The following is a 26,952-nucleotide window of genomic DNA, read 5'->3' as shown; positions in this document are numbered from 1 at the left end:
CCGGGAGCCCGTGAAAGATTCACCGGCCAAGAGCCCTTTTCCGGTACGGCTGCCGCCAACCCTTTGGCGATCCACGGCCAGACCGTTGAATAGCCGGAATGCGGGAGGTTTTCGTCGGCCGCGAGACCGAGCTGACCTGGCTGGCCACCACCAGGGCACACGTGGTGGGGATCGACGGCGAACCGGGCATCGGCAAGACGGCGCTGGCCCGCCGCTTCGCCGCGAGCCAGGACCGGCCGGTCTTCTGGGCCGCCGCCGACGAACACGAACCGGAACTGGCCTGGGAGGGCCCCGAACCGGTGTTCCGCGACTGCGTCGTGGTGCTCGACGACGCCCACTGGGCCGACCGCGACCAGCTCGGCGCGCTGCGCCTGGCGGTCCGGCGCCGCCCCGACGTGTTCGTGGTGGTCGTCGGCGACCTCGGCGCCCTGGGCGACGGCTGGCGCCGCCTGATGACCGAACGCGTCACGCTGCCCGGCCTGAGCGCCGGGGAACTGATCCGGCTGGCCGCCCTGTGCGGGCACCCCGAACTGTCGCCGGCCGGGGCGGCCCGCCTGCACGAGCACACCGGCGGCCATCCCCTGCACGCCCGCCACCTGCTCGACGAGCTCGACCCGCACACCCTCGCCTACGGCTCCGGCCCGCTGCCCGCGCCCCGCTCGGTCGTGACGGCCGTCCGCGACCGGCTGAGGAGATGCGCGCCCGAGGTCAGGGCCCTGCTGGATGCCGGGTCCGTGCAGGGGCGGCGCTGGGCCGTTGTAGTCGGCGGCGAGTCGGACGCGGCGGTGGCGACGGGCCTGGTGCGCCGGACCGGCAAGGGGCTGGAGTTCACCAGCGCGCTGGTCCGCAGCGTGCTCTACCACGACATCCCCGAGCCCCGCCGCAGGGCCCTGCACGCCCGGCACGACTCGCTCCGGCACCGGATCGCCGCCGCCGGGGGTGCGCCGGACGAGGCGCTGGCCGCCGAGATCGCCCGGGAGGCGACCCGGCTGCAGCGCGACTCCCGCACCCAGGAGGCGGCGGTGCTGCTGGCCCAGTCGCTCCCGCTGACCGGCGACCGGGGCCTGCGGCTGGCCGCGCTCGAGGCCATGCTCGTGGCCGGCGACCTGGCCCGCACCCTGCCGTTCCGCGGCTGGCTGGCCGCCGACCGGAGCAGGCGGGGTCGTTATGTGTACGGCTACCAGACGCTCCTCATGGGCCAGGTCGCCGAGGCCAGGGCCCTCCTGCTGCACGCGCTGGACCTGGAGGCCGACGAGGGCCCGGCCGACCTCGACGCCCGGATCGCGAGCCAGCTCGCCGTCATCGGCGTCGTCACCGTCTCGGACCATGACATGATCACCTTCGGCGCGCGGGCGGTCGCGGGCGCGCGGGAGCCCTGGGTGGCGGCCTTCGCGTGGTTCGCGCGGGCGCTCGGCCTGGCCGTCGCCGGACGCGGCGCGGAGGCGCTGGAGCTGCTGGCCTCCGCCGACACCCCGGGCGCGCCCGCCGGGCTCGACGGCCTGGTGGCCCGCGGCGTCATCCGGCTGTGGCGCGGCGACCTCGACGGCTCCTGCGCCGACCTGCGGCTGGCCGTCCACCGCGCCGCCGAGGGCGAACCGCTGCGGGTCGGGCAGGCGCTCGGCTTCCTCGGCGAGGCGCTCTACCGGCGCGGCGAGCTGGCCGAGGCGGTGCTGCACACCGAACTCGCCGTCGCCGACGCCCAGGACAACGAGCGCGTCTGGGACTACGCGATGCTGCACGCCCAGGCCGCCTACCCGCTGGCCGCGATGGGCGAGTGGGCCCGTGCGGGCGCCCACGCCGAGGAGTCGGCCCGCTGGGCCCGCGCCACCGGTGTGCCGGCCGCCCGCGTCTACGCCGCCGCGGCGGCCATCGCCATCGCGCGGGCCCGCGACGACCCGTCGTGGGCGCTGGCCGCGTCGACCGACCTGGCCGGGATCTATCCGGCCGGCGAACCGGGTACCCACCTGCTCGGCGCGGTCCGGGAGGAGGCCCTCGCCCAGCTGGGCCGGGCCGGTGATCTCGGGGACCCCCCGGATCTCCCGGACGGCCTGGGCGCCTCCCGGGCCCGGGGGCTGATCGCGATGGCCCGCGGCGAGCACGAGCGGGCGCTGGCCTGTTTCGCCGAGGCCCGCGTGCACGCCGCGCCGTTCCCGCTGGAGCGCGCGTTCGTCGACCTCCTCACGGGCCGCTGCCACCTGCTCCGGGGCAGGTCGAAGGCGGGCGAGCGGGCGTTGCGGGCGGCGTACCGGGAGTTCGAGCGGATCGGCGCCCGCGCCTACCAGGACCTGACGCGCGCCGCCGCCCGCGACGCGGGCCTCGCCGTCGACGGCCCCGGCCGCCCCTTCGACGACCTCACCCCCGCCGAACGCGCCGTCGCCGGGCTGGCCTGCGACGGCCTGACCAATCGGGAGATCGCCGACCGGCTCGTGGTCAGCGTGAAGACGGTCGAGTTCCACCTGGGGCACGTGTTCCGGCGGCTCGACATCAGCTCGCGGCGGGAGCTGCGCGAGCTGGGGTCGGCGGCCGGAATTCCCGGGGTCGCACCCTGAAGCCTCCGGAGGGCGCCCCCGCCTACCCTCGCGCCATGCTGCTGCGCAAAGCGCTCATCCTGGCCCTGACGACCGCGCTGGTGATGGCCCCGGCGACGGCCGACGCCCACCCCAGGCCGACCAACGGCTTCGCGAAGTGGGGCCCGTGGAACCAGAAGCTGCCCCGGAACGTGCCGCTGGCCCCGAACTCGCAGGCCATCGTGGACAACATCAAGCTCGACAAGGAGCAGAACTACGGAAGCTGGGCGATCAACACCGACGAGTACTCGGCGCCCGTCTACACCGTCGGCAGGCACACCCCCCGCAGGCAGTGGCGCTTCTCCGACTGCCTGGGCCTGCCCCACCTCGCCCCGGTCATCGCCGACTCGCTGCGCTCGGTGCCCACCCCCGGGGACCTGATCGTCTCGAAGGGCACCGACGCCTCCGTGGCGATCTACCAGCCCTCCACCGACACCTATTGGGACTTCTGGCGGGCCGAGAAGGACGCCCTGGGCAACTGGTCGGCCTGCTGGGGCGGCAAGATCGAGAACTACTCGCGCAACCCCGGCATCTTCGACAACCCGCTCGGCGCGACCGCCACGGGCCTGCCGTTCGGCGCGTTCACGATCCGCATCGAGGAGCTCCGGCGGGGCTACATCGACCACGCGCTGAACATCGTGACGGTCCGCACCAGGGCGAACTGCCACAGCTGGCCCGCCACCCGCAACGACGGTTTCGTCGAGGGCGAGGACATCCCGTGCGAGGGCCAGCGTTTCCGCCTCGACCCGGCCTTCGACGTCTCGACCCTGACCTCGCCCGCCGCCCGGACCATCGCGCGGGCGATGCAGGAATACGGCCTGATCATGACCGACAAGGGCGGCGCCCTGGTGACGTACGCGGAGGACCCGCGCCCCCACATGGCCCGCAACGGCGGCGTCGACCCCTACTTCGAGCTGTTCGACCCCGACCACCTCGTCGAGCCCGACGGCCCGGAGAAGTACTTCGTGTTGTCGGAGATCCCGGTCGAACGCCTCCAGGCCCTGCCCATGGACTACGGCAGGAACCGCAGCCGGTGGTAGGACGGTTCGTCGCCGGTGGTGACCCGCTCGCCGCCGGCCTCGATCCAGGCGTGGAAGGTGTAGGGATCGGGCCGCACCCCGAAGCACCACTCGGCCCGGCGTCCCCGGGCCCCTGCCCACAACACCGTGGCCAGCGAGATCTGGAGGCAGGCGGCCCGGCCGGGGAACCAGGCGGCGGCGCGGCCGACGTCGGCGGCCATCCGGCGCGCGGTCGCCGGGTCGAGGGGCCGCCGGTTCCGGCCCGCGCGCAGGGCGAGCCGGTGGGCGACCCGGAACGGGAACAGCAGCAGCACCGCCGCGGCCACCATCAGGAACAGGGCCGCCCGGAGACCCGGGCGGCCCGGCGGCCCGGCCGCCATGGGCACGTCGAAGGGCCGCACCCGGCCGGTCGCCGCCGTCGGGGGCGCGGCGACCGGCACCAGCCCGACCTGATGGAGGTCGTCGAGCAGCGCGTCGACGTCGGCGCGCAGCCGCTCTCCCGGGACGGCCGGATAGCGGGAGGCCAGGGCGCTGACCGCGTCGTCACGGCTGCCGCCCGAGCTGAGGACGCTCCAGGTCACCATGCCGGGCGGGTTGAGGACGTGGCACTCGCCCGTGCGGACGTCGACGAGGACGAGGCCCCGCTCGTCGTCGGCCAGTTGGTAGATCATCCGCGCAGCCACACCTCCAGGGCCACGAGCCGCCCGAGCGCGCTCAGGGGGACCGGCGCCCCGGCGTTCAGCCGGGTCAGCGTGTCGCTCACGGCGGCCGGATCCACCACTCCGAGGTCGGCCAGGCGTGAGTCGGCCAGCAGGGCGGCGATCCGGCGGCGGGCCGCGCGGGCGCCCGCGTACTCCTCGGCCTGGTAGGCGCCCTTGGTGCGGCGGGTCAGGACCGGCTCGGGGACCAGCCCCGTCAGGGCGTCGGCCAGTTGCGGCTTGGCCCTCGACGGGTCGGGGGTCGGGGCCGGGGCGTCGAGGACCGCGCCGACGACCGCGTCGTCCAGGTAGGGGGCGTGCACCCGCACCCCGAGGTGGTCGCCGAGGGTGCGGAGGAAGCGCTGCGCGGCGGCGGCCGAGCGGAGGGACGCCAGCGTGGCGTGCCGGGCCGGGGTCAGGCCCGGCGGGAGCCCGCGGACGGTGGCGGGGTCTGCGGCCAGGTCGGCCAGTTCGCGGCGGATCCGGGGGGTCAGCCATCCGGCGGTCTCGCCCGGCACGTTCCACCAGGCGACGGCGTCGGCCGGGCGCGGCGGGGTGGTGGCGGGCGGGCGGGTCAGGGAGCGGGCCAGCACGCGGAGCGCCCGGCCGTGGGAGGTGGCGGCGAGGCGGGCCGCCCGCAGCGCGAGGTCGAGCGCCGACGCCTGCCGCAACCGGCTCAGCCGTGCGCTGTGGCCGGCCCATCTCCGCAGGTCGCCGTGTCTGACGAGGGTGGCGAGGTAGGAGGGCGGCGGCTGGAACAGCGCGTCGGCGCCTTCTCCGGTGAGATGCACCGGACCTCCGGACCGCCGGGCCCAGTCGAGTCGCAGCGCCGCCCGTCGGCAGGCCAGGAGGCCGGGCGCCGGCCAGTCGAGCCCCGGCACCGCCAGACCTCCCGGCACGTTCGCATGGAGTCCCGCCGCACTGCGATGGGCCCGGAGGCCGGGCGCGGGCAGGTCGAGCCCCGGCACTGCCGGGGCTTCGTCGATCCCTTGGTAGGGCAGCGTCTCCCGGTCTCCGGTGACCACGCTCAGCCTGATGCGGTCGCTCAGGGCGGCCGCCCGCCGGGCCGCATCGAGGTCGGCGGCCGGGAGCTGCTCGTGGTGGTAGACGACCGCGTCGACCGGGCCGTCGGCCGCGGCGAGGAAGGCGAGGGAGGTCGAGTCGATGCCGCCGCTGAAGTCGGCGCTCACTCCCGGGCCGCGCCGGGAGACCGCCTCCGTCAGCGCCTCACGCAGCGGGAGCACGGGGCCGTGGTGCACATTCTCGTATCGGCCGACATCGGTGAAGAACGAACGGCCCATTGTCAGGGCGAGCACATTCGGGCAGGTGATCTGAATGGCCGCCGAGAGCGGGTCGGGCGTGCGGGAATGGAGCGCGGCCAGGAGGGTCGCGTGATGGGCGATCAGGGTCTCGTGGCCGCGTACCGAGATGTGAAAGGGGAATTGACCCGCGCGGTCGGTGTGCAGCTCCACCTCGTCGGCGGTGACGATCCCGCAGGAATAAGCTCCGGGCAGTTCCCGGATCGGGGCGGTCCGCAGTTCCCGTTCGGTGGCCAGGACGTGGCCGAGGAAGACGACCCGGCGGTCGCCGCGGTCGACGGCTCTGACCAGGCCGGACGGGGGTGTGCCGTAGATCCGCACCGCGTCGGCGCCGGGCCACGCCGGTCTTCCCGGGAGGGCCGCGCCTCCGTCGAGACGGCCGCCGACCGTTCTGATCAGAATTCCGAAATCACCAGTAATAGTCGGAATTCGCGTCGGCGTTTCCGCTGCTTGAGTTTCCGCCGAACAGGTCGGTGACCCGGCCGAGGCGGATGAGGGTGGGCGGCTCATAGTCGGGCTCCGGCGAAGGCGGTTCGGGCCCCTCTGCTGACATGAATGACCACCTGTGCCTGTGAAGTGGGATACGGAAGAGACCAGAGTGACTCTACCGAGAGTCAGCGGAGATGGCCGATGAGCCCGAGAATCAGCGCCCCGTGGGCGGCGGCGTCCGGCTGGGCGAACCGCAGTTCCATGTGGCGGGTCCACGCCGAGCGGCGGAGCTCCTGTTCACACTCGGCGGCGACCAGCCGCAGGCCGGGGGCGAGCGGGCCGCCCAGCACGACCGCCTGGGTCTCCAGGGTGACGGCGCTCGCGCGCAGGGCGCGGGCCAGCCTCTTCGCGGCGACGCTGAGGGCCCACCGGCAGTCGGGGTCGCCGCCCCGGGCGCGGTCGATGAGCGCGCCGATCGAGGTGGGCGGCTCCTCCCCTCGGGCCCGGATGCTCACGTACACCCCCTCCAGCACCGCCGGAACGCTGATGTAACGTTCCAAACATCCTCTTTGGCCACACCAGCAGTCGAGCCCCACGGGATCGACGGAGTGGTGCCCGACGCTCCCTGCCCGGCCCAGCGCGCCGCGCAGCATGCGCGGCCCGACGACCAGCCCGCCGAGCACGTGCTCGGCGAGCTCGACGTAGAGCAGGGTCTCGTACGGATGGTGGTAGGTCTGCTCGTTCAGCGCGCCCAGCCGGGCGTCGGCGTCGACGACCACCTTGACCTCGCCGAACCGGGCCGAGAGGCGGCGGTGCAGGTCGGGCGCGGCGAACCAGGGCGAGGGGGGCGAGGGCGACAGGTCGCGTGGGTCGACCGGCCAGGGCACGGCCAGCCCCACCGTCGCGACGTCGCCCGGACCACGCCCGATCGACCCGGCGAGGTCGGCCACCGCGCCGGCCGCGGCGTCGATCCAGGCCCCGCCGTCGCGCAGCCCCCGCCCGAGCGAGACGAGCCGCACCTGATCCCGGGGCCAGTGGGGTAACCGCGCGGCCACGGTGACGTGCCGGGCGCCGACCTGTATCCCGACCGCCACCCCGGTCACCGGGCGCAGCGCGACGGGCTCCTTCTTGCCGCCGTGGGCGATGTCGTCGTCGAGCAGCCGCTGCACCGCCGTGCTGACCGACGCGATCGACAGGCCGGTGCGCCTGGCCAGCTCGGTGCGCAGGCCGGAACGGCACATCAACGCCCTGATGACCTGGAGGACGCTGTCGCTCCTGGCCTCCGGGTCGAGTAGGTCACGTGTCTCGTGCACGGGCACCCCGCCGCCGAATTCGAATTACGAGTCGTGCCGCCTCGATCGTGACACAGCCCCTTCACATCGAAAAGCGATCACCATGCGCATCCGAGTCATGACATGTCGTGGTCATGAGTGTTTCGGTGTGGTTTCACCCCTTGACCCTCCCCGTAAAACGGGTGTAATCACAGATAAAACAACACACCCAAGGATAAAACCAACATCATGTACGCCGAGGAGCGACAGCAGGAGATCCTGCGCCGGGCCCGCGCCGCCGGGCGGGTCGACGTGGTGACCCTGGCCGAGGAGTTCGCCGTCACCACCGAGACCGTGCGCCGCGACCTGACCGCCCTCGAGAAGGCCGGGGTGCTGCGGCGCGTCCACGGGGGGGCCATCCCCGTCGAGCGGCTCGGCTTCGAGCCCGCGCTCGCGGCGCGCGACGAGGTCATGACGTCCGAGAAGGAACGCATCGCCAAGGCCGCCCTCGGCGAGCTGCCGCAGGACGGCGCGATCATCATCGACGCCGGGTCGACGACCCGGCGGCTGGCCCAGGAACTCCCCGCCGACCGCGAGCTGACGGTCATCGTGAACTCGCCGCCGCTGGCCACGATCCTGGCCGCGCGGGCCAACCTGAACGTCATCATGCTCGGCGGCCGGGTCCGCGGCCGGACCCTCGCCACCGTCGACGACTGGGCACTGCGGCCCCTGGCCGACATCCACGTCGACGTGGCGTTCATGGGCACCAACGGCATCTCCGTGGCTAAGGGCCTGACCACCCCCGACCCGGCCGAGGCCGCGATCAAGCGCGCGATGATCGCCTCCGCGCAGCGCAGCGTCCTGCTGGCCGACCACACCAAGTTCAGCGACACCTACCTGGCCCGCTTCGCGGCCCTGTCGGAGATCGACGTCGTGATCACCGACACCGTCCTCGACCCCCAGGTGGCCGCCGACCTGGCCCTCCACGGCCCGGAAGTGGTCCGCGCATGACTCCCCCACCTCCCCCGAAACCCGAGGTGACGCGCGCATGATCCTCACGCTGACCCTCAACCCCAGTCTCGACCGCACCGTCGACGTCCCCTCGCTGGCGCGGGGCGAGGTCATCCGGGCCGCCGCCGCGCACCTCGACCCGGGCGGCAAGGGCGTCAACGTCTCGCGTGCCCTGCTGGCCAACCACGTGCGCTCGTGCGCGGTGGTGCCCTACGGCGGCGAGGAGGGGCGGCGGCTGATCGAGCTGCTCGACGCCGAGGGCATCGACATGATCACGGTGCCGGTCGCCGGGACCACCCGGTCGAACATCACGCTCGCCGAGCCCGACGGCACCGTCACCAAGGTCAACGAGCCGGGCGCCACGCTCAGCGGGCGCGAGCTGGAGGAGATCGCCACCGCCGTGCTCGGCGCCGCGCACAGCGCGGACTGGGTGGTCGCCTCGGGCAGCCTGCCGCCCCAGGTCCCCTCCGACGTGTACGCCACCCTCTGCCGCCGCTTCCGCCAGGCCGGCATCAACGTGGCCGTCGACACCAGCGGCCCGGCCCTGCTGGCCGCGGTGCAGGCCGGTCCCCGGCTGGTCAAACCCAACCGCGAGGAGCTCGCCGAGGCCACCGGCTCCCCCATCGAGACGGTCGGCGACGCCATGGAGGCCGCCGCGAAACTGCGCGCGATGGGGGCGGAGACCGTACTGGCGAGCCTCGGACGTGACGGCGCCCTGCTGGTCGACGACGGAACCGTCTGGCACGGCGAGTGCGCGGCGGAGGAGCCGCGCAGCTCCGTCGGGGCCGGCGACGCGTTACTGGCCGGGTTCCTCGCCGCCGGGGCCCGCGGGAAGGCGGCCCTCGTCGAGGGGCTGGCCTGGGCGACCGCGGCGGTGCAGCTGCCGGGCAGCCGCATGCCGGGGCCCGGCGACATCAGACGTGATCGGGTGACCGTCAGCGAACCCGATCCCACGCGGCCGCTTTCGGGGGGCTGATCGCGGCCCGCTCGCCTGTCTCCGGGAGGCAGGTTCACACCGCGAGCCACGGCTCGCTCTCCCCTTTCCACCCCCCGAGCTCCCCGGAAAGGAGCACACATGACCACCGACTACACCCCGCCCGTCGAGGGCACCGGGATAAAGGCCACGATCCAGAGGTTCGGCGGCTACCTGGCCGGGATGATCATGCCGAACATCGGCGCGTTCATCGCGTGGGGCCTGATCACGGCCCTGTTCATCCCGACCGGGTGGATCCCGAACGAGATGTTCGCCGCCCTGGTCGACCCGATGATCAAGGTGCTGCTGCCGGTGCTGATCGGGTACACCGGCGGCCGCATGGTGCACGGCCAGCGTGGCGCCGTGGTCGGCGCGGTCGCCACGATGGGCGTCGTGGTCGGCGCCGAGGTGCCGATGTTCCTCGGCGCGATGATCATCGGCCCGCTGGCCGCGTTCCTGCTGAAGCTGTTCGACGGCGCGGTGAAGGACCGCGTCAGGGCCGGCTTCGAGATGCTCGTCGACAACTTCTCGGCGGGCATCATCGGCGGCGCCGTGGCGCTGCTGGGCGTGTGGGGCATCGGCCCGATCATCGAGAAGATCACCGAGGTGGCGGGCGACGCCGCCAACTGGCTCGTCACCCACAACGTGCTGCCGCTGGCCTCGATCATCATCGAGCCCGCCAAGGTGCTGTTCCTCAACAACGCCATCAACCACGGCGTGCTGACCCCGCTCGGCGCCGCCCAGGTCGCCGATGCCGGCAAGTCGATCCTGTTCATGCTGGAGACCAATCCCGGACCGGGTCTGGGCCTGCTGCTGGCGTACTTCTTCTTCGGTCCGCGCGCCCTGCGGCCGAGCGCCCCGGCGGCCATCATCATCCACTTCTTCGGCGGCATCCACGAGATCTACTTCCCGTACGTGCTGATGAAGCCCCGCCTGATCCTCGCCATGATCGCCGGTGGCGCCTCCGGCATCCTGGTCTTCATCGCGACGGGGTCGGGCCTGGTGGCCTCCCCCGCGCCGGGAAGCATCTTCGCCTATCTGGCCGTTACCCCGGCGGGCGGCTACTTCGGCGTACTCGCGGGCGTCCTCGTCGCCACCGGCGTGACCTTCGTGGTCGCCTCGGCGCTGCTCGGCTTCGGCCGGGGCGAGAAGGAGACCGCGGCGGAAGAGACCGAGCCCACCACCACTCCGCAGGAGGCGTGATCCCCATGGCCGGCATCGAGAGCGCGGCAGTCAAGAAGATCGTCATCGCCTGCGACGCGGGGATGGGCAGCAGCGTCATGCTGGCCTCCACGCTCCGCAAGCAGCTCAAGGGCAACGGCATCGAGGTCGTCCACTCACCAGTCGACCAGATCCCGGCCGACGCCGACGTCGTCGTCACCCACGCGGGCCTGGCCGCCCGCGCCCGCAAGTCGACGCCCGAAGGGGCGGTACTGATCCCGTTCCAGGTGTTCATCGGCGACCCGGCGGTGACGAAGCTGGTGAACGCCATCAAGAACGGCGGCGTGGTCGGTGGCTGACATCCCGCTCGACCCGAGCGCCATCAGGCTCGACTGCGTGGCGAAGGACCGCGACGACGCGATCCGCCAGTGCGGGGAGACGCTCGTGGCGGTCGGGGCGGCGGCGGAGCCGTACATCGCGGCGATGCTGGAACGCGAGCGCACGCTCTCCACCTACGTGGGCGAGGGCGTCGCGATCCCGCACGGCACGGTGCAGGCCAAGGAGGTCGTGCACCGCGACGCGGTCTGCGTGCTCCGCTTCCCCGCCGGCGTCGACTGGGACGGCGAACAGGTCAACCTGTGCGTCGGCATCGCCGCCAAGGGCGACGGCCACGTCCGCCTGCTGGCCAAACTGGCCGAGATACTCATGGACCCCGACGCGGCCGAGGCTCTGCGCGAGACGGCCGACGAGGCGGAGGTCCGAAGGCTTCTCATGGAGGGAACAGAATGAAGGTCGCGCGTTTCCACGCGCCCGGCGACATCCGGGTCGAAGACGCCCCGGAGCCGGTGGCGGGTCCGGGCGAACTCCTGATCCGGGTCCGCAACTGCTCCACCTGCGGCACCGACGCCAAGATCCTGAAGTTCGGCCACCACCACATCCGGCCCCCGCGCGTCATGGGCCACGAGATCGCCGGTGAGGTCGTGACCGGGACGGGCGCGTTCGAGCCCGGTGACCGCGTCCAGGTGATCGCGGCGATCCCGTGCGGGGAGTGCGGCGAGTGCAGGCGGGGCCGGATGACCGTCTGCCCCAACCAGGAATCGATGGGCTACCACTACGACGGCGGCTTCGCCGAGTACATGGTGGTGCCCGCGAAGGTCCTCGCCGTCGACGGCGTCAACCGCATCCCCGCCGGGGTCGGCTTCGCCGAGGCGTCGGTCGCCGAGCCGCTGGCCTGCGTGCTGAACGGCCAGGAACTCGCCCGGGTGGGCCCCGGCGACGACGTGGTCGTGATCGGCTCGGGCCCGATCGGCTGCCTGCACGTCCGCCTGGCCCGCGCGCGCGGAGCCCGGCGGGTGATCCTCGCCGACCTGAACCCCGACCGCCTGGAGATGGCGGCCGTCCTGGTCAACCCCGACGCCGCCCTGCACGGCGACGACGTGACCGAGGCGGTGCTCAAGCTGACCGAGGGCCGCGGCGCCGACGTGGTCATCACGGCCGCGGCATCGGGCGTGGCCCAGGAGCAGGCCCTCGGCATGGTCGCCCGCCAGGGCCGCATCAGCTTCTTCGGCGGCCTGCCGAAGGACAACCCGATCATCCGCCTCGACTCGAACCTCGTCCACTACCGCGAACTGACCATCGTCGGCGCGAACGGTTCGAGCCCCGCCCACAACAAGCAGGCCCTCGAACTCATCGCGACCGGCGCGGTCCCGGTCGCCGACCTGATCACCCACCGCCTGCCGCTCACCGACGTCCTGGAGGGCATCGACATCGTCATGCGCGGCGAGGCCATCAAAGTCACCGTGGAGCCGTGATGCCAGAGAGAACAGTGACCGTGGCCTCCTCGACGGGCCTGCACGCCCGCCCGGCCAAACTCTTCGTCCAGGCCGCGGCCGGAACGGGAGTACCGGTGAAGATCCGCGTCGGAGAGGGGAAGGCGGTCAGGGCCGACAGCATGCTCGCGGTCCTGTCGCTGGGCGCCACCCACGGAACCGAAGTGACGTTGTCGGCGGAGGGAGAGGGCGCGGAGGCGGCCTTGTCGACCTTGGCCGAACTGCTGGAACGGGACCTCGACGCGGAGTAGATCGAGGGGGACGGCCGGGCACCCATTCGGGGGGCGCCCGGCCGTCGGCGTTCAGTGCTCCTCGAGCCGGTCGTCGATGTACGTGACGACGTGGGTCCGGCAGGCGGACCATCTGCTGTCGTCGCGAGCCCTCACCGTGTAGACGGGGGTCTCAGGACAGGCGCCGCTGACCTTCCCGCTTCCCCACGTGCACCGCTTGGTGCTCTCCGCCCCCTCCGAGTAGTTGCGAGGGCTCCACTTCTTGATCTCGAGGACCGCCATGGGGGTTCTCCCTTCGGGTTGTGGTGTGCTGCCGAGCCGGGCCGCGATCCGATCGAGCAGCGCCAGGTCGTCATCGGACAGCTGTGTCATGGCACCGGCGCGCCGGGAATCCTCCGGCTGTACGTCCGTCGCGCCGGTGCCGTACCAATCCGCGGCGATCATCGCGGCCACGTCGTCCTTCGACGTGCCGAAGAGCTTGGCGATGCCCTCCCATGTCTCGGGCGCCGGCGGGCCCACCCGGGCCGACTTCGGTCCACCCCAGGCACCGTGGAGGGCGACGCTGTTCCACCATGAATCCGATCGCACGCGCTCGCAGCCCAGATACATGTCGACATAGGACATACCGGCTGCTTTCAGCGTTTGCACCCTCGCCCGGAACGGCTCGGGGGACTTGTTCACCATGCCCCCATCATCCAGAATTCTCATCAAGATCGCCAGAAGTAACAGCAAATTTCCATGGCGATCACCCAGGATTCTTGGGAAAGCGCAGAACGGCCGGGCACCCATTCGGGGGGCGCCCGGCCGTCTTCTGCATTGTCCGCCGATCAGGGCGAGGTTTCCCATAGAGCCGACATCGGCACCGCCCTCATCCCGTCGCCGAAGGGGAGCACGTCTCTGCCCGCGTACATCACGAATCCGGCGACGAATCGTTCGCCGGCCTTCCTGGAGAGGCTGCGGAGACCCTGGAAGTCCTCTGCCCGCACCGTCTCGGCCGCTTTGACCTCGATGCCGACGATCTCGCCGGACGCCCGTTCGAGGACGGCGTCGACCTCGACGCCGTCCCGGTCACGGTAGTGGTGGAGCCGGACCGGTTCTTCGCTCCAGGTGAGCTGGCGGGCCAGTTCCCCGAGGACGAAGTTCTCCATGAGAGGGCCGACGGGCGCGGTGATGTCGGTGACCCTCGACGGCGTCAGGCCGGCCAGGTGGGCGCCCAGTCCTGAGTCGACGACGAGCAGCTTCGGCGTGGCCACGGCCCTGGTGGTGGCGTTCGACGACCAGGCCGGGATACGCCGGACGAGATAGACCAGGTCGAGAAGGTCGACATAGCGCTTGACGGTGCTCCGCGGGAGGCCCAGATCGCGGCCGATGTTGTCGAGCACGAGCAGCCCGCCCATGCGGCCGCACAGGACGTTGAGCAGCCGCCGCATGTCCAGGGGCCGCTCGATGTCGGAGATCTGTTTCACGTCACGGTTGATGAGGTCGGAGACGTAGGACTCCAGGAACCGGGCCCGTCTGCGGTGGGTGGGGCGGTGGACGGCCTCTGGATAACCGCCGCGCAGGGCACGGTCGAGATAGTCCATCCGGCGGAGCGACGACGGCGGGAAGACGGTGTCGGCCCCTGAGCGGAAGACGGCGTCGACGAACCCGTCGGGGCGGCCGTCGATCTCTCCCTGGGAAAGCGGCCACAACTCGATGGTCTCCGACCTGCCGGGCAGCGCGTCGGGAAGGTCGTGCAGCCCCAGCAGCCGGGCGGAACCGGTGAGGAGATAACGGCCGGGACGCGGATCGGCGTCGACCTCACGCTTGATCGACAGCAGGAGATCGGGCACCCGCTGGATCTCGTCGATGACCAGCAACCCGTGATGGTGGACGACCCCGTCGGGGTCCTGACGTGCGGCGGCCCGGACGGCGGCCTGATCGAGGTAGATCTCGCGGGAGCCGGGGGTCCGCTGGGCGACCGAGAGGGCCAGGGTGCTCTTACCGACTTGCCGGGCACCGTTGATCACCACGACCCGGGTATCGGCGAGCGCCTCCCAGACCATCGCTTCGGCCCGCCGCGAATAGAGGGCGAGTTCATCCGTGTCCACTTGGCCGATGATATGGCCAAACGCCAATCTTGTGGCGGATCTGCCGGTGGTTCGATGGTCGATCTGCCGAAGGTGGTGTGGTCATTCTGCCGAGGCCGGCATGGTGGATCTGCCGCAAGCTACGTAGCTGATCTGCCGGACCTCCCACGGTCATCTGGCGGGACCTCTCGTGGTGGAGCGGAGTCGATTCCACGGTGGGGCCGCAGGGCCGCTGTGGGTGATCGCCGCACTGCTCCCAGCGAACCCGCCGCGTCAGTATTCGATCTACCGAGGCGACGGCGAGTCGCCTCAGGCCCTCGCCCCCTGGGCGGTGAGCTGGTCGAGGTTCCAGATCGTGATCTCGTACTGGTCGACCGCGCCCTCCCACATCGCGATGACCGCCTCGTTCAGCGCCTGGGGACAGTAGGCCAGGTCATCGGACACCGGGTCGGAGAACGCCTCGAGGTGCGCGAGCACCGCCCGCTCGTCAGGCTCGTCAGACGGAGGGATGAGGCTCCGGGGTGAGTCACCGATCGCGGTCGCGGCCTTGAGCGCCCCGAGAAGGGTCCCGTCGGAGGCGATGCGCGCCTGCCACAGTTGCCATTCCGGCTCCCCCGGGTGCCGGTCGAGCAGCGTGGCCAGATCGGCCCCCCGCACGATCCCCGGCTTGGCGAACACCGACACCGACGCGACCAGGCCGTCGTCGAAGTCGGCCGGGTCGACCTCGAAGAGGGAGCCGCTCGCGTCGAACACCAGGTCGGCGTAGCCGTCGAGGAGGATCAGCACCTGGGGATGGCTGACCGTCTCCTGCCCCGACAACGCCTCCCGGCGCACCCAGCCGGGGTGGCGGTCGAGCCCCGTCTCGTAAAGCCAGTTGCCGCCGTAGAACGCCCCGTAGGTCGCGGTGGCGTCATGGTCGGCGAGCGGGTGGCCGAGCAGGTGCCCGAAGGCGTGCGTCAGCGCGGATTCCCAGGCGGATGCCACAGTGATGAGGTTCCTATTCGTCGTCGCGGAGCCGGTCGTCGATGTATCAGAGCACAACCCACCGGCGCTTGACCCGGTCGGTCACCGTGTAGGCCGGCGGGCCGGCGGTGCACTGGCGGAGAAATCATCTTGCCGCCGCGTCGTGCCCTTTCAGGAGGAGGGGTAGAGCTCCGGCCACAACACGATCTCATGGCTTTCGACCAGGGACTTCGGGGCGGTCATGCACCACGCCTCGGTCACCAGCTCGAACAGCTCGTCGGCCTCGATCCGGTCGAGGTGGACGACCACCCACCCCGTCGACTCCGTGGTGAACTGCACCTCGAAGACGTCGGGCCGTTCGGCCACCAGGGCGGCCTGTTCTTCGACGGTCGACTTGAGGCCCACGGTCTGGGTGCGTTCCCACAGGTAGCCGAACCCCTTGCCGCGCACCTTCAGCGACACCCACTCGCCACCGAAGCCCTGTTTCACCTCGGGCAGATGGTCAAGCATCTTCAGGAACTCGTCCACGCTCACCGCCATGCCCCCTAGGCCTACCAGACCCCACCGACATTCTCAGCCGTCGAGCAGGCGCAGCAGGGCCGACAACTGCCGGCGCTGTTCGTCCGAAAGTACGGAGAAGACCTCCGCGGCGGCCTCCCGTCGCGCCACGCGCGCCTGCTCGTGGACGGCCAGGCCGGCGGGGGTGACGGAGACGAGGGTGGAGCGCCGGTTGGTGGGGTCGACGGAACGGGCGAGCAGGCCGGCCTCCTCCAGGGCGTCCACGACCGAGGTCAGGGAACGGGGGACGATGCCGAGCAGTTCGGCGAGCCGGGCCATGCGCAGCGGCTCTCCGGCGGAGACCAGAGCGCGCAGGGCGCGCGACTGGCCCGGGTTGATGCCGAGGGGTTCGAGGCGTTCGCGGAAGCCCCGCCGGATGCGGTGGTCGACCCGGTGGAGCAGCTCGAACAGTTCTCCGTCGGACAAAGCACTCGCCTCGTGGAATGAATGTGAGCTAACCTCCGTTTGAGTGTACATCATGGATAATGAACCCCGAGCGCCGTTGGGGCGCGTCATCCGCCTTTTCAGGCCCTACCGCCGCAAGCTGGGCGCGGTCGGGGCGCTGATCGTGTTGTCGTCGGTGGTGTCGCTGGCCTCGCCGTTCCTGTTGCGGGAGATCCTCGACGTCGCCCTGCCGAACCGCGACGCGCGGCTGCTGTCGCTGCTGGCGCTCGGCATGATCGTGATCGCCGTGACGACCAGCGTCTTCGACGTGCTGCAGACGTTCATCTCGACGACGGTCGGCCAGCGGGTCATGCACGACCTGCGCAAGTCCGTCTACAACCACCTCCAGCGCATGTCGCTGGCCTTCTTCACCAAGACCAAGACGGGTGAGGTCCAGTCGCGGATCGCCAACGACATCGGCGCGATGCAGGCCGTGGTGACGACCACCGCGACCTCGTTCATCTCCTACCTGACCTCGGTGCTCGCCACGATCGCGGCCATGGTGGCGCTCGACTGGCGGCTGACGCTGATCTCGCTCGGGCTGTTGCCGGTGTTCGTGGGGATCAGCCGGAAGGTCGGCAAGGAGCGGCGGCGGATCACCACGCAGCGGCAGGTCAAGATGGCGTCGATGGCCTCGATGGTGCAGGAGTCGCTGTCGATCAGCGGGATCCTGCTGGGGCGCACGATGGGACGTACCGGCACGCTCACCGACCGGTTCGCGGCGTCCTCCGACGACCTCGCCGACCTGGAGGTCCGGTCGTCGATGGCGGGGCGGTGGCGGCAGTCGTCGATCCAGATCGTGATGGCGGCCATGCCCGCCGTCGTCTACTGGGCCGTGGGGTGGACCGGCGCGGTGTCGGTCGGCACGCTGGTGGCGTTCACCACCCTGCAGACCTCGATGTTCCGGCCGTCGGTGCAGCTGCTGCAGCTCGGGGTCGAGGTGCAGAGCTCGATGTCGCTGTTCGGGCGGATCTTCGAATACCTCGACCTGAAGGTCGACGTCCACCCCGGCGACCGCACGCTCGACCGGGTCAAGGGCGAGGTGCGGTTCGAGAACGTCGACTTCTCGTACGGCTCGGCCCCCACCCTCACCGGAATCGACGTCGCGGTCCCGCCCGGCACCCGGCTCGCGATCGTGGGCGAGACCGGATCGGGCAAGACCACCCTCAGCTACCTGCTCCCCCGCCTCTACGACGTCACGGGCGGCCGGGTCACCATCGACGGCGTCGACGTGCGGGAGCTGACCTTCGAGTCACTGGCCGAGACGGTCGGCGTGGTCTCGCAGGAGACCTATCTCTTCCACGCCTCGGTGGCCGACAACCTGCGCTTCGCCAAGCCCGGCGCGACCGACGAGGAGCTGCACGCGGCGGCGCGGGCGGCCCGCATCCACGACCATCTCATGTCGCTGCCCGAGGGGTACGACACCCTCGTCGGCGAGCGCGGCTACCGTTTCTCCGGCGGCGAGAAGCAGCGCCTGGCGATCGCGCGCACCCTCCTGCGCAACCCTCCGGTGCTGATCCTCGACGAGGCCACCAGCGCGCTCGACACCCAGACCGAGCGGGCCGTCCAGGAGGCCCTCGACGAGCTGGCCGAAGGCCGCACCACCCTGACGATCGCCCACCGGCTGTCGACGGTCCGCGACGCCGACCAGATCATCGTGCTCGACGGGGGCCGCATCGTCGAGCGCGGCACCCACGAGGAGCTGCTCGCCCTGGGCGGCCACTACGCGGCCCTGGTCAACCGCGACGAACTCAGCCTGACAACGACTGAAGCGGCAGGTTGATCACCACGTAGGCGAGACCGGCGAACGGCACGGCCACCGCCAGCGTCCAGAAGATCTCCCGCACCGCATTGGCCAGCAGCGGCACGAGCAGGAACACCGCCAGGCAGGCCCACGCCTGCGGGGCGTACCCCAGGTTGAACGCGTAGTGCGCGGCCTCCATCCCGAAGACCCCCGCCAGCGCGGCCAGGCCGCAGACCCGCTGCCACCGCGCCACGCCGCGCCGCCACCAGAGTCCCGCGACCCCGAACACGGGCCCGGCCACGCAGGCGACGACCACCCAGACCAGCGGCCAGAACAGGCTCCCCATCCCGCCGCGCCCGAACTCGGCGAAGCCGTAGTACCCGGCGACGAGCCCCAGCTCGGCGGCGAGCCCGGCGAGAAGGGCACGCGGCAGAGCGGAGGGAGCGGGCGGCACCAAGCGGAGAAGCCCGGCCGGCGTGATGCCGTCGCCATGGGGCAACGATCCGGGCCCCGAGCCCGCGGCCCCCGCGCCGTGCTCCGAGGGCCCGAGGCCCCGACCCGTTCCGGCGGAACCGCGGCCCTGACCGAATGGTCCCGGCCCATACGAGGTGAACTCCCTGCCCTCAGCCCCGTCTCCCGGCCCGTACATGGTGAATCCCCGGGGCAGGGCCCCCGCCGCCACCGCTCCCGCCACGAACGCCGCCACCGACCACACGGCCCCCGAATTGGCGAGGTTGTTCCAGGCCCCCGGCAGCCAGCCCTGCGCCAGGTTGGTCAGCACCCCCAGCGCGAGCCCCGCCACCAGGGCGGTCGCCGCCGCCCGCCACCATCGCATCGGTGTCCCCCTCGGTCGTCCGTCGAGGCCGGAACTGTAGCGAAAGCGCCCCGAGATCTGCTCATTTGCCCCGCAAAATGGGATAATTCGGATGGTGAAGTTACGTCACGCTCTAGTCGTCCGAGGCGGCTGGGAGGGCCATGAGCCCGTCGCCGCCACCGATCTCTTCCTCCCGTACCTCGCCGAGCAGGGCTTCTCCCTCACGGTCGAGGACTCCCCCGCCCCCTACGCCGACCCCGATCTGATGGCGGGGGTCGATCTGGTCGTCCAGTGCTTCACGATGGGCACGATCACGCGCGAGCAGAGCACCGGCCTGTCCCAGGCGGTCGCGGCGGGCACCGGGTTCGCGGGCTGGCACGGCGGCGTCGTCGACTCCTTCCGCGCCGAGCCCGACTACCTCCACCTGACCGGCGGGCAGTTCGCCTGCCATCCCGAGGCGGGCGGGGAGACCTTCGTCCCCCACCGGATCGAGATCACCGGCCACGACCACCCGATCACCAAGGGCATCGCCGACTTCGACCTGGTCACCGAGCAGTACTGGGTGCTCACCGACCCGTACAACACGGTTCTGGCCACCACCACCCACGCCGCGCAGGGGCCGTGGAGCAGGCCGGTCACCGTGCCGGCCGTGTGGGTCCGCGAGTGGGGCGAGGGCCGCGTCTTCGTCGCCACGCCGGGCCACGACCTGGCCACCCTCGAGCACGACAGCGTGCGGACCCTGATCGAGAGGGGGCTGGCATGGGCGAGCCGGTGAAGGTCGGGATCGTCGGCTGCGGCAAGATCTCCGAGCAGTACACCGCGACCCTCACGAAGCTTCCCGGGCTGGTCCTGTACGCCGTCGCGGACCTCGACCCGGCCCGCGCCCTGGCCACCGCCACCGAAACGGGCGCGCGCTCGCTCAGCGTCGACGACCTGGTCGACGCCTGCGACCTGGTCGTCAACCTCACCATCCCGGCGGCGCACACCGAAATCGCGCTGCGGGCCATCGCCGGGGGCAAGGACGTCTACGGCGAGAAACCCCTGGCCGCCACCCTCGACGAGGCCAAGACGATCGTCGCGAAGGGCTCCGGGGTCAGGCTCGGCTGCGCCCCCGACACCGTGCTCGGCACCGGTTTCCAGACCGCCCGCCACCACCTCGACGCCGGTCTCGTCGGCCGCCCGGCGGCGGCCGTGGCGACCATGGTCACCGCCGGTCCGGAGCCGTGGCACCCCGATCCCGACTTCTACTACCGGCCGGGCGGCGGCCCGCTGCTCGACATGGGGCCCTACTACATCACCGCCCTGGTGACGCTGCTCGGGCCGGTCGTGTCGGCGATCGGGGCGGCGAGCCGTACCCGGGACGAACGGGTGATCGGCAGCGGCTACCGGCAGGGCGAGCGGCTCCCGGTCACCACCGACACGCACGTCACCGGGGTCCTCACGCACGCCTCCGGCGCCCTGTCGACGCTGATCATGTCGTTCGACGGCGCGGCCTCCCGCGCGCCCAACATCGAGGTGCACGGCGAGCTCGGCACGATGATCGTCCCCGACCCCAACCGGTTCGACGGCGACGTGCTGGTCCACCGGGTCGGCGGGGCGTGGGAGACGCTCCCGGTCACCGCCGGCTACCGGGACACCGGCCGCGGCATCGGCGTGTACGACCTCGTCACCGCCCCCCGCCCGCGCGCCTCCGGGGAACTGGCCCTGCACGTGCTCGACGTCATGGAGTCGCTGCTCCGCTCGGCCGCCACGGGGCGGGCGGAGACGGTGGAGAGCACCTGCGAGCGGCCGGAGCCGGTCGCCCTTCAGTCCCTCGTGTGATGGTCGGCGGCGAGTGACTGGTATTCGATGATGTCGTCGGCCGTGATCAGGCCGTCTTGGATGGCGCGGGCCAGCAGGGTCGTCTTCGTCGGGGCGGCCCTGCCGGTGCTGGCGTACTTCACCCGCGCGCGTTCGATGTACTGCTTCACGGTCGCCTCGGAGATGCCCATGCGGAGCGCGACCGACTGCTTGTTCATGCCCTGGAACCAGAGCAGCAGCGCCTCGCGCTCGCGGGCCGACAACATCGGCCGGGAGGTCTGCCCGTCGGCGGCGACCAGGGCCCCGGCCATCACCGGCGGCACGTAGGGCCGGTCGCGGCCGACGGCCACGATGGTGTCGACGCAGTGTTCCCTGGTCTCGGTCTTGGCGATGAACGTGGCCGCGCCCGCCCGGAGCACCGCCATCACGGTCGCGTCGTCCTCGTGCACCGAGTAGACGACCACCCGGCGCCCGGCGGCGACCAGTTCGGGGATGCGCGGCAGCGAGTTGACGCCGTCGAGTTCGAGGTCGAGCAGGATCACGTCGGCGTGCGCGCCCTCGCCGCCGAGGACGGAGTCGACGGTGTTGCCGCTGGCCACGATCTCCACCCGTCTCCCGGGGTCGGCGGCCACCCACGACCGGATGCCCTCCAGCACGACCGGCGTGTCCTCCACCACCGCGAGGGTCACGGGGCGGTCCAGCGGCTCTCTATCCACAGTTGGGTTCCTCCGTTCTCCGCCTCGACGCGGGTGGCGACGTTGGCGGCGCGGGACCCGTCGGCCGAGGGCAGCGACGGGGCGTCGGTGAGGACGCTGACGATGACCTCGCGCGGGGTCGCGACGAGGGTGACCCTGGCCTGGCTGCGGGCCCGTGCCATGCCCTCGATGGGCGCCTCGACCAGCGCGCGGCGGACCTCCAGCGGCAGCGGCGGCACCGTGCCGGCGGTCAGGAAGAGCACCACGACACCGCGCCGTTCGACGTCGAACGCGCAGGCCCGCAGTGTGTGCAGGAGCGGGTCGGGGGCGTCGTCGGTCTCGGCGATCAGGCGGCGCAGGCGGGCCGCGCCGACGGCGCTCTCGTGCCGGACGTCGGGGTCGGCCGGGTCGGCGCCCTCGGCGAGCAGGGTCAGCACGGGCGCGACGGCCGCGCGCACCTCGGCGTAGCGGGCCAGCCGGTCGGCGTGGACCTGGTCGGCCGCCTTCCGCGCGGCCTCGGCGCCGGCCGTCCGGTTGGAGTTCTCCACCGCCCACCGGGCGGCCAGGTCCAGGGCGTGGCCGCCGGCGCTCGCGCCCGCCTGGAGGAGGATCGCGCCGACGCTGACGACGAGGAACTTGCTCAGCGACCGCGCGTCGAGCGCCCCGGCCGACGCCAGCCCGGCCAGCGTGACGACCACGTTGGCCAGCAGGAACCCGCTCAGGTCGCGCAGCCAGGTCGGGCGGGGCCAGAACAGGATCATGGCCAGCCAGCCCACCGAGCCCCACCCCCAGTCGGCGGCGTTGACGACGTCGCCGGGCTCGCAGGCGGCCATCACCATCGCCGACACGACCAGCGTGACGACCGCGAGTGGCCACACGCCGGCGCCGAGCGGCCGTTCGCGCAGCAGGGCGACGCCGGCCACCACGCCGATCGCGGCGTACAGGACCCAGGCGAGCCCGGCCAGCCACGGGAACCGGTAGGACTCCCAGGTGCCGACGGTGCCGACGAGGTCGAAGCCGAGATGCCAGGCGGCGACGATCGACACGGCGGCGCGGCGCGCGCCCAGGCTGTAGTTGCGGCGGACGCTCGTCTCCGACGCGCTCACGGCGCCCACCGGAGGGTGACCCTGGTGCCCTGCGGGCCCGACTCGACCACGCCCCGGCCGCCGACCATCTCCATCCGGGCCAGGATCGACACCCGCAGGCCGTAGCGGTGGTCGGGCACGCGGGCCAGGTCGAAGCCCATCCCGCGGTCGCGGACCTCGACCACGACCTCGCCGTCGGTCTCGGTCAGCGTGACGACCGCGACGGTGACGTTGGCGTGCCTGACGACGTTCGCGATCGCCTCGGCGACGGCTTCGAGGAAGGCCTCGGCCACCTCCCACGGCACCGAGGCGGGCGTCAGCCGGGTGTGGACGGTCAGCCCCGACCGGGCCGCGACGGCGGTCAGCCGCTCGTGCAGCGGCACGTGGTCGGGCCCGGTGCCGCCGCCCTCGGACATGCGGTCGAGGTCGGCCAGGTGGCGGGCGGCGGTCTCGCGCAGCATGGGGGAGGTCGCGCCGATGCCGCCGGCGCCGATCATCATGAGGGTGGCCAGCACGCTGCCGTGCATGCGGCTGTTCTGGGCGCGTTCGTCGCGGCGGCGTTCGCGTTCGACGGTGGCCTTCTCCTCGGCGTCGCGGGCCGCCGCGAGCTCCCGGTCGGCGTCGGCCGCGCTCTTGCGCAGCAGGCTCATCAGCACGGCGGTCGCGCCCACCTGCAGCACGTGGATCCCGGCCACCGCGAACGCGCCGGAGCCGCAGAGGTGCGCGACGACCACCACGAGCCCGGCCGGCACGGCCGGACCCGTCCGCCACGCCAGGTTGACCACCACGATCGTCATGGTGACCAGCCCGCCGACCCAGCTCGCGCTGTCGCCGATGAGGGTGCCCGCGACGAGCTCTTTCTGGAAGAGGCACAACGCCGAGGTGATGAGCACCTCGACCGTGATCACCCAGGGCAGCAGGCCGTAGGTCCAGCCCGCCCAGGTGAAGAAGACGCTCCAGCACAGCAGCCCCGCCATGACCGGCACCAGCACCGTGGAGTCGACCGGCGGGGCGAGCCCCAGCAGCGCCGCCGTGACGGCGACGAGTCCCGCCACGCCCCGGATGACGGACCCGCAACGCGCGGTCACGCGGTCGAGGGCGGCCGTCGCGGGCATGCGGCCACCTGCGTCGAGCCGAACACCCAATGCCATCAGACGCCCCACTCGGAAGGCCGGATCATGACCGCGCCCTGAGAGTGTAAAGCGGTTCGTCCGGCTGTCAGCCGAATGACCGTCATAGGTACGCGTCTGTAACCCGGTCTAATTGAGACGATATTCGTCACCTGTGGAGGGCCGGGGAGCATGCAGTACGCGACGGAGAGCGAGATCCGCTCGACGATCACTTCGGCGCGCGTCACGGATCCGGGCATCGCGATCCAGTTCGACGACCGGGTGAGCCGCGGCGACCTGCCCGCCCTGGTCAGCCTGATCTCCAGCATCGTCCGGCTGTTCCTGGGCCTGGCCAAGAAGATCGACGACGAGACGGCCTCGCGGGTGGCGCGCTCCTACCTCGCCTGATACGCATGGGTTCATGACGCTTCACCCCAATCTGGACCCTGACCTGCGCGCCGCTCTGGAAGCGCTCCCGCCGCTCTCCTACGACCTGAACACCGCCGATCTGGCGGAGATCCGCCGGGCGCGGGCCGCCGCGTGCCTCCCGCCGGGCGCCGGGACCAAGGTGAGCGACGTCGACGCCGACGGCCTGCGGCTGCGCGTCTACCGCCCGGCCGGCGCGGGGGACGAGCCGCTCCCGTGCCTGTACTGGATCCACGGCGGCGGCATGATCATCGGACTGCCGGAGATGGACGACTCCCGGATCTCCCGGTTCGTCGAGGCGCTCGGCTGCATGGCGATCTCCGTGGACTACCGGCTGGCCCCCGAGCACCCCTACCCCATCCCCCTGGACGACTGCTACCGCGGGCTGCTGTGGACGGCCGAGAACGCGGCCGCGCTGGGAGTGGACCCCGACCGGCTGGCGATCGGCGGGAACTCGGCGGGCGCCGGCCTGGCCGCCGGGCTCGCCCTGCTGGCCAGGGACCGGGGCGGCCCCCGCCTGCGGTTCCAGCTCCTGCTGTGCCCGATGCTCGACGACCGCGACGACACGGCGTCGGCGGCCCAGTTCGAGGAGGCCGTGTCGTGGCCGCGCGGCAACAACAGGTTCGCCTGGAAGGCCTACCTGGGCGACCTCACCGACGTGCCGGTCTACGCCGCCCCCGCGCGCGCGACCGACCTGTCGGGCCTCCCCCCGGCCTACGTGGACGTCGGCGACCTGGAGGTCTTCCGCGACGAGGACGCCCTCTACGCGCTGCGCCTGGCGGCGGCCGGGGTGCCGGTCGAGTTCCACCTGTGGCCGGGCGCGTTCCACGGCTTCGCGGGCGCGCTGCCGGACACCCCGATCGGGCGGCGTTCGACGGCCGAGCAGATCGAGGCGCTGCGGCGCGGTTTTGTCGGTGGCGATATCTAGGCTGCCCGTGTGAACCGTACGGATCGGCTTTACGCCCTCGTCGAGGAACTGCGGGCCGTCTCGCCCCGGCCCCGGTCGGCCCGTGAGCTGGCCGAGAGGTTCGAGGTGAGCGTGCGCACCATCGAGCGCGACGTCGCCGCGCTCCAGGAGGCCCGCGTCCCCATCTACGCCGAGTTCGGCCGCCGCGGCGGCTACGTCCTCGACAAGCGCATGTCGCTGCCGCCGCTCAACTTCACCCCCGAAGAGGCGGTGGCCATCGCGGTCGCCCTCAGCCACGAGGAGCTGCCCTTCGCCGAGCAGGCCAGGAGCGCCCTGCGCAAGGTGATGGAGGCCATGCCCGACGGCGAGGGCGACCGCGCCAGGGCCCTGGCCGAGCGCGTGCAGCTGATCCGCGACGACGAGCGCCCCGCCGACCCGATCGCGACCGTCATCGACCAGGCCGTCCTGTCGGGCGGCGTGCTGCGCATCGGCTACGCCGACGCCAAGGGCGTGCCGACCGAACGCGAGGTCGAGCCGGGGGTGTTCGTCGGCAACCGGCGCGGCGAGTGGTATCTGGTGGGCTGGTGCCGGTTACGCGAGGCGGTGCGGGTGTTCCGCCTCGACCGCATCGCGGGCGCCGAAGCCACGGGCGAACGCGCCCCGGCCCGCCCGGCGGCGACCTTCGCCTCGGAGACCGGGATCTTGCGCCAGCCCGTCCTGAGCTGAACAGGCTCAGACGGCGAGAAGCGGCAGTCGGACCGTCACGATGAGCCCGCCGCCCTCCCGGGGCCGGGCCTCGGCCGTGCCCCCGTGGGCGCGCGCGATGGCCCGCACGATCGACAACCCCAGCCCGGCCCCGCCCGCCGACCCGGTCCGGTCGGGGTCGAGGCGGATGAAGGGGTCGAACAGCCGGCCCGCCTGGGCGGGGGCGATCTCGCGGCCGGTGTTCTCCACGGTCACGTACGCATGGCCCCCGCCGCTGCCGGTCCTGACGGTCACCTCGCCGCGGTCGTCGTTGTAGGTCACCGCGTTGTCGACGAGGTTGCGGATCATCCGCTCCAGCAGCACCCCGTCGCCCGCCACCGGGGCCGGGAACTGCCGCGCCACCGTCAGGCCGTGGGCCAGCAGCGACGGCCGGGCCAGTTCGGCCAGGTCGCCGGGCTCCCGCCCGGACAGGTCGCGTTCGCTCAGCGCCAGGGTGAGCAGGCCCTCGATGAGGCGCTCCTGCCGGGAGTTGGACGCCAGCAGCTCGTCGCGGACCGGCCGGAGCGCGGCGGGGATCAGCTCGTCCGGCATGGAGACCTGGAGCAGCGCGCGGTTGATGGCCAGCGGAGTGCGCAGTTCGTGGGAGGCGTTGGCGACGAAGCGGCGCTGGCCGTCGAAGGCGTTGTCCAGGCGTTCGAGCATCGAGTCGAACGTGTCGGCCAGGTCCTTGATCTCGTCGTGCGGGCCGGTCATCGAGATGCGCCGGTGCAGGGTGTCGGTCGACAGGCGGCGGGCCGTCTCGGTGACGTGCTGGAGGGGGTCGAGGGCACGTTTGGCGACGTACCACCCGACGGCCAGGCCGACCAGTCCGACGAGCACGGCGGCGAGCAGCGACCACCACACCAGCGAGCCCAGCACGGTCTCGTGGTAGTCCTCCACCTGCTTGTTGAAGAAGAACAGCTGCTTGTCGCCGGTGAGCGGCGGCAGGTCGTCGATCGGGAGCCGGATCGTCACGCGCCGCGTGAGCTGCCTGCTGACGACGATGTAGTTGATCATCACGAGGACCAGCGCCGCCGCGAAGAACAGGCTCCCGTAGACGAGGGTGAGCCGGGCCCTGATCGGCATG

General features: G+C 72.1%; 28 protein-coding genes. 15 read left to right on the top strand and 13 right to left on the bottom strand.

The window, feature by feature from the left end; genetic code table 11:
* The first annotated feature begins 98 nt into the window (after positions 1-98).
* Positions 99-2,549, top strand: coding sequence for a helix-turn-helix transcriptional regulator (locus GT755_RS07365; protein WP_161478959.1), 2,451 nt, complete (start codon positions 99-101; stop codon positions 2,547-2,549).
* Between the two features lie 35 nt (positions 2,550-2,584).
* Positions 2,585-3,607, top strand: a complete 1,023-nt coding sequence (locus GT755_RS07360) for a DUF4124 domain-containing protein (RefSeq protein ID WP_161478958.1) — start codon at positions 2,585-2,587, stop codon at positions 3,605-3,607.
* Here the strand turns inward: GT755_RS07360 and GT755_RS07355 are convergent.
* From GT755_RS07355 to GT755_RS07345, 3 genes are all read right to left on the bottom strand, one after another.
* The gene (locus GT755_RS07355) at positions 3,580-4,257 is read right to left on the bottom strand and encodes a lasso peptide biosynthesis B2 protein (RefSeq protein ID WP_161478957.1); all 678 of its coding nucleotides are present in this window, start codon (positions 4,255-4,257) and stop codon (positions 3,580-3,582) included. The genes GT755_RS07360 and GT755_RS07355 overlap by 28 nt on opposite strands.
* Positions 4,254-5,924, bottom strand: a complete 1,671-nt coding sequence (locus GT755_RS07350) for an asparagine synthase-related protein (protein ID WP_161478956.1) — start codon at positions 5,922-5,924, stop codon at positions 4,254-4,256. The genes GT755_RS07355 and GT755_RS07350 overlap by 4 nt, the downstream gene beginning before the upstream one ends.
* Positions 5,925-6,217: 293 nt before the next feature.
* A complete protein-coding gene (locus tag GT755_RS07345; protein ID WP_161478955.1) occupies positions 6,218-7,345 on the bottom strand; it encodes an ROK family transcriptional regulator in 1,128 nt (375 codons plus the stop codon).
* 207 nt (positions 7,346-7,552) lie between these two features.
* Between GT755_RS07345 and GT755_RS07340 the strand changes: the two genes are divergently transcribed.
* The 7 genes from GT755_RS07340 (at position 7,553) to GT755_RS07310 (ending at position 12,528) form a co-directional block, all read left to right on the top strand.
* Entirely contained in the window at positions 7,553-8,314 is a 762-nt protein-coding gene (locus GT755_RS07340) for a DeoR/GlpR family DNA-binding transcription regulator (RefSeq protein ID WP_161478954.1), read from the top strand.
* 37 nt (positions 8,315-8,351) lie between these two features.
* A complete protein-coding gene (pfkB, locus tag GT755_RS07335; RefSeq protein WP_161478953.1) occupies positions 8,352-9,290 on the top strand; it encodes a 1-phosphofructokinase in 939 nt (312 codons plus the stop codon).
* A 99-nt stretch (positions 9,291-9,389) separates the two neighbouring features.
* Positions 9,390-10,490 carry a PTS mannitol transporter subunit IICB gene (mtlA, locus tag GT755_RS07330; protein ID WP_161478952.1) on the top strand — a complete coding sequence of 367 codons (1,101 nt, stop codon included), beginning with the start codon at positions 9,390-9,392 and terminating at the stop codon, positions 10,488-10,490.
* Between the two features lie 5 nt (positions 10,491-10,495).
* The gene (locus GT755_RS07325) at positions 10,496-10,807 is read left to right on the top strand and encodes a PTS sugar transporter subunit IIB (RefSeq protein WP_161478951.1); all 312 of its coding nucleotides are present in this window, start codon (positions 10,496-10,498) and stop codon (positions 10,805-10,807) included.
* Positions 10,800-11,237 (top strand): PTS sugar transporter subunit IIA, encoded by a 438-nt coding sequence (locus tag GT755_RS07320; protein ID WP_161478950.1) that lies wholly within the window; start codon positions 10,800-10,802, stop codon positions 11,235-11,237. Before GT755_RS07325 ends, GT755_RS07320 begins: the two co-directional genes overlap by 8 nt.
* Positions 11,234-12,259, top strand: a complete 1,026-nt coding sequence (locus GT755_RS07315; protein ID WP_161478949.1) for a zinc-dependent dehydrogenase — start codon at positions 11,234-11,236, stop codon at positions 12,257-12,259. The genes GT755_RS07320 and GT755_RS07315 overlap by 4 nt, the downstream gene beginning before the upstream one ends.
* On the top strand, positions 12,259-12,528 hold the full coding sequence (locus GT755_RS07310) for an HPr family phosphocarrier protein (protein WP_161478948.1): 270 nt from the start codon (positions 12,259-12,261) through the stop codon (positions 12,526-12,528). The genes GT755_RS07315 and GT755_RS07310 overlap by 1 nt, the downstream gene beginning before the upstream one ends.
* 51 nt (positions 12,529-12,579) lie before the next feature.
* Here the strand turns inward: GT755_RS07310 and GT755_RS07305 are convergent, their stop codons facing one another.
* The 5 genes from GT755_RS07305 to GT755_RS07285 form a co-directional block, all read right to left on the bottom strand.
* The gene (locus tag GT755_RS07305) at positions 12,580-13,191 is read right to left on the bottom strand and encodes a hypothetical protein (RefSeq protein WP_161478947.1); all 612 of its coding nucleotides are present in this window, start codon (positions 13,189-13,191) and stop codon (positions 12,580-12,582) included.
* 143 nt (positions 13,192-13,334) lie between these two features.
* Positions 13,335-14,597: an ATP-binding protein gene (locus GT755_RS07300; protein ID WP_328794225.1), complete on the bottom strand. Its 1,263-nt coding sequence runs from the start codon at positions 14,595-14,597 to the stop codon at positions 13,335-13,337.
* A 288-nt stretch (positions 14,598-14,885) separates the two neighbouring features.
* Positions 14,886-15,560: a hypothetical protein gene (locus GT755_RS07295; RefSeq protein WP_161478946.1), complete on the bottom strand. Its 675-nt coding sequence runs from the start codon at positions 15,558-15,560 to the stop codon at positions 14,886-14,888.
* Positions 15,561-15,710: 150 nt separating this feature from the next.
* Positions 15,711-16,079 (bottom strand): MmcQ/YjbR family DNA-binding protein, encoded by a 369-nt coding sequence (locus tag GT755_RS07290; protein ID WP_202609748.1) that lies wholly within the window; start codon positions 16,077-16,079, stop codon positions 15,711-15,713.
* Between the two features lie 33 nt (positions 16,080-16,112).
* On the bottom strand, positions 16,113-16,523 hold the full coding sequence (locus tag GT755_RS07285) for a MarR family winged helix-turn-helix transcriptional regulator (RefSeq protein WP_202609747.1): 411 nt from the start codon (positions 16,521-16,523) through the stop codon (positions 16,113-16,115).
* 76 nt (positions 16,524-16,599) lie between these two features.
* Between GT755_RS07285 and GT755_RS07280 the strand changes: the two genes are divergently transcribed.
* Positions 16,600-18,324 carry an ABC transporter ATP-binding protein gene (locus GT755_RS07280; RefSeq protein WP_328794224.1) on the top strand — a complete coding sequence of 575 codons (1,725 nt, stop codon included), beginning with the start codon at positions 16,600-16,602 and terminating at the stop codon, positions 18,322-18,324.
* Here the strand turns inward: GT755_RS07280 and GT755_RS38445 are convergent.
* Positions 18,293-19,120 (bottom strand): DUF6518 family protein, encoded by an 828-nt coding sequence (locus GT755_RS38445; RefSeq protein WP_202609746.1) that lies wholly within the window; start codon positions 19,118-19,120, stop codon positions 18,293-18,295. The two genes, GT755_RS07280 and GT755_RS38445, sit on opposite strands and share 32 nt — an antisense overlap.
* A gap of 94 nt (positions 19,121-19,214) precedes the next feature.
* On the opposite strand from GT755_RS38445, the gene GT755_RS07275 reads away from it, so the two are divergent.
* Together GT755_RS07275 and GT755_RS07270 are read left to right on the top strand one after the other, a co-directional pair.
* Positions 19,215-19,874, top strand: coding sequence for a ThuA domain-containing protein (locus GT755_RS07275; protein WP_456319067.1), 660 nt, complete (start codon positions 19,215-19,217; stop codon positions 19,872-19,874).
* On the top strand, positions 19,859-20,920 hold the full coding sequence (locus GT755_RS07270; RefSeq protein ID WP_161478941.1) for a Gfo/Idh/MocA family protein: 1,062 nt from the start codon (positions 19,859-19,861) through the stop codon (positions 20,918-20,920). Before GT755_RS07275 ends, GT755_RS07270 begins: the two co-directional genes overlap by 16 nt.
* On the opposite strand, the gene GT755_RS07265 is transcribed toward GT755_RS07270, so the two are convergent.
* From GT755_RS07265 to GT755_RS07255, 3 genes are read right to left on the bottom strand one after another with little or no spacing between them, the layout of a single operon-like run.
* The gene (locus GT755_RS07265) at positions 20,905-21,588 is read right to left on the bottom strand and encodes a response regulator (protein ID WP_161478940.1); all 684 of its coding nucleotides are present in this window, start codon (positions 21,586-21,588) and stop codon (positions 20,905-20,907) included. The genes GT755_RS07270 and GT755_RS07265 overlap by 16 nt on opposite strands.
* Entirely contained in the window at positions 21,585-22,700 is a 1,116-nt protein-coding gene (locus GT755_RS07260; RefSeq protein ID WP_161478939.1) for a hypothetical protein, read from the bottom strand. Before GT755_RS07260 ends, GT755_RS07265 begins: the two co-directional genes overlap by 4 nt.
* Positions 22,697-23,830: a sensor histidine kinase gene (locus GT755_RS07255; RefSeq protein ID WP_161478938.1), complete on the bottom strand. Its 1,134-nt coding sequence runs from the start codon at positions 23,828-23,830 to the stop codon at positions 22,697-22,699. The genes GT755_RS07260 and GT755_RS07255 overlap by 4 nt, the downstream gene beginning before the upstream one ends.
* A gap of 150 nt (positions 23,831-23,980) precedes the next feature.
* On the opposite strand from GT755_RS07255, the gene GT755_RS07250 reads away from it, so the two are divergent.
* From GT755_RS07250 to GT755_RS40995, 3 genes are read left to right on the top strand one after another with little or no spacing between them, the layout of a single operon-like run.
* Complete coding sequence (locus GT755_RS07250; RefSeq protein ID WP_030454513.1) at positions 23,981-24,196, top strand: hypothetical protein; 216 nt, start codon at positions 23,981-23,983, stop codon at positions 24,194-24,196.
* 13 nt (positions 24,197-24,209) lie between these two features.
* Positions 24,210-25,142 (top strand): alpha/beta hydrolase, encoded by a 933-nt coding sequence (locus tag GT755_RS07245; RefSeq protein ID WP_161478937.1) that lies wholly within the window; start codon positions 24,210-24,212, stop codon positions 25,140-25,142.
* Positions 25,143-25,151: 9 nt separating this feature from the next.
* Entirely contained in the window at positions 25,152-25,847 is a 696-nt protein-coding gene (locus tag GT755_RS40995; protein WP_161478936.1) for a helix-turn-helix transcriptional regulator, read from the top strand.
* Between the two features lie 6 nt (positions 25,848-25,853).
* Here the strand turns inward: GT755_RS40995 and GT755_RS07235 are convergent, their stop codons facing one another.
* Positions 25,854-26,951 carry a sensor histidine kinase gene (locus GT755_RS07235; RefSeq protein WP_235966317.1) on the bottom strand — a complete coding sequence of 366 codons (1,098 nt, stop codon included), beginning with the start codon at positions 26,949-26,951 and terminating at the stop codon, positions 25,854-25,856.
* Between the last annotated feature and the right edge of the window lies 1 nt (position 26,952).

It is taken from the genome of Herbidospora solisilvae (assembly GCF_009901565.1).
GTDB classification, from domain to species: Bacteria; Actinomycetota; Actinomycetes; order Streptosporangiales; family Streptosporangiaceae; genus Herbidospora; species Herbidospora solisilvae.
Note: the sequence above shows the minus strand (reverse complement) of the source record. Positions and strands in the feature narration are given on the sequence as shown.